Source organism: Homoserinimonas sp. (genome assembly GCF_056262345.1).
In genome coordinates, this window is record NZ_JBACFR010000160.1 from 1 (window position 1) to 2,333 (window position 2,333).

The 2,333-nt window shown below is 63.4% G+C and carries 1 protein-coding gene and 1 pseudogene; one reads left to right on the top strand and one right to left on the bottom strand.

Annotated features, from left to right (window positions below):
• Positions 1–1,230 (bottom strand): ABC transporter substrate-binding protein (locus AC062T_RS08030; protein WP_476028958.1); only part of this gene is annotated, 1,230 nt, incomplete at its 3' end.
• Between the two features lie 287 nt (positions 1,231–1,517).
• Between AC062T_RS08030 and AC062T_RS08035 the strand changes: the two are divergent.
• A pseudogene (locus AC062T_RS08035) lies at positions 1,518–2,333 on the top strand (hypothetical protein); the annotation flags it as partial.

Below are 2,333 nucleotides of genomic sequence, written 5' to 3' on the forward strand. Positions count from 1 at the left end.
CTGGATCATGATCTGCCAGAAACCCTGACCCTCTGTTCCGCCGAATGCGCTCGGCGTGAGGTCCGACATGTCGAAGCGGAACACCTCGGCGCCCGTGAGCGCCTCCGCGATCTTCTTGGCGGTCTCATCGGGGTAGAGCCCAGTGTCGACATCCTTGTTCGGCGAGGTCAGGCCACCCTCCGGCACCCACACCTCGGCCGATTCCGGCGAAGCGAGGTACTCCATGAGGGCCTGGGTCGCTGCGTCGTCGGTGAAGGCAACGGCAACGTCGCCGCCTCCGACGATGGATGTTTCGGCATCTCCCACGAGCGGGAAGTCAAAGAACAGCGCGTTCTCACCGACCACCGAGACACCCTCATCCTTGATGACTCCAGCCACGAAGTCGCCCTCGTAGACGGTGCCAGCCGTGGGGTCAGCGCCGAACACCGCAGACACCGACTCGGGGAACGTGCGCTGCGCCGAGCCGGGCTCGACCAGCGCTGAGTTGCCCCAGAGCGTCGCGAGCGTCTCAAGCGCGGTGGCGACGGAGGGGTCAGTCCAGGGGATCTCATGCGCTGCGAGCTGGTCGTACATGTCGCCGCCCGCCGTCTGCAGGTACACATTCTCGAACCAGTCAGTCAGCGGCCAGCCGACGTCGGCGCCGATGGAGATGCCCGCGTATCCGGAATCGGCTACGAGCTGCAGCTGGGTCAAGAAGTCATCCCAACTCTCCGGCGGTTCCGCACCCGCGTCGCCCCAGATGTCGGCGTTGTACCAAACGGTCGACTTATTGGATGCCTTGAACCAGACGCCGTAGACCTCGCCATCCACCGTGCCCAGGTCGATCCAGCTCTGCGAGTAGTTGTCATTGACCTCGTCGAGCACTTCCTGTGACAGCGGCACTAGGTTGCCGTCCTGTGCTAGCTGCGTCATGAGCGCTGGCTGGGCAAGCATTGCCACATTGGGCGGGCTGCCTCCCTCGATCTGCGTTCCTAGAGTGGTGGCTGCTTTGTCGCCGAAGCTCGAATAGTTGACGGTCGCCCCCGTGTCCTGTTCGAACTTGTCGAGCACCTTCTCAAAATTCTCTTGCTCCGCACCTGACCATGCGCCTGAGACTTCGAGCGTTTCGCCCGAGAATTCGGCGTCGTCGTCGTTGTTGTCTCCCGAGCCGGAGCATCCGGCAAGGGTGAGGCCGACGACCGCAGCAAGGCTGACGGATGCGGTGAGTGTGCGATGGCTGTGAATGGACATTTCCGTGAATCCTCCTCGGTGAGGCCGGGCCGCTCATGCTGTGCGCTGGCCCAAATCGACCGCAAAATGCCCCCAATTAGGGGTCTTCTTGCGAAGCTACGTCAGCCCAACGCCCCCTGCAACCCATAGTCGAGAGCGCATTCCACCGTTAATGACGAATATTCCTGAAATTGCTTTACATGGCCCCCATTTGGGTGGTTCTATGAGCACTGCAGCCCACTCCCCCGAAGCCGCGGCATCCCCCATGTCGCTCCCACGGGCTGTGATTACCCCGAATAGGAACGACCATGAAACCCGAATTCATGCGACTTCGGCGCGCCTTCGCGCTTGCAATCGCTACCGTTGTGGCCGGTACAGGCCTCGCACTTCTCATCCCCGCGTCAGCCATGGCCCATCACAACACCGTTCGCGTGAGCGCCAGTTGTGAAAACTATGAGTGGATCATCACGTGGACCATCACCAACTCTGAGCGTGATAAAGACGAGACGATCATCGCCTCGAACCAGCTCGCACTCGTGCCCGTCGGCATGCAGATCGAGGCGGGCGCCACCTATACCGTGACGGAAAAGGTCAGCGGCCCGCTATCGAAAACGCTGACCGTCAAGGGGTATTGGCCCTCGTCCAAGCACACTGACACCGCCCGCAGCGCATCAATCTCGCCCCGGGACTTCGCCGGCACCTGCTCACGGAACGATCCGGCCCCGAGCCCGACTCCGAGCCCCAGCCCCAGCCCGAGCGCCACGCCTCAGCCGTCCGTCGTTCCGTCCGTGGTCGCGAGCGCCTGCGTCATTCGCGGAGGAGTCGCCACCGGCAGCGTCACAGCAACGGTTGCGGGTCTCCCCGCCAGTGGCACCTTCACCGCCACCCTGCACTCTGGTTCCCGAGCACTCGACACCGCGTCCGTAACGCGATCCTCACCGTCGACGACGTTCACCGACCTCGCCCCCGGTGATTACACCGTCAGCGTCAAGAAGAACGGCTCGCTCGTGGCGACATCCCCCACCGCCACGCTCGTGGACTGCACGCCCCCCACTCCGCCGCCGACCCCGGCGCCCATCACGTCGGTTGCAGCAACTCCCGTTGGCTGCGTCAGCGGAGTGCCT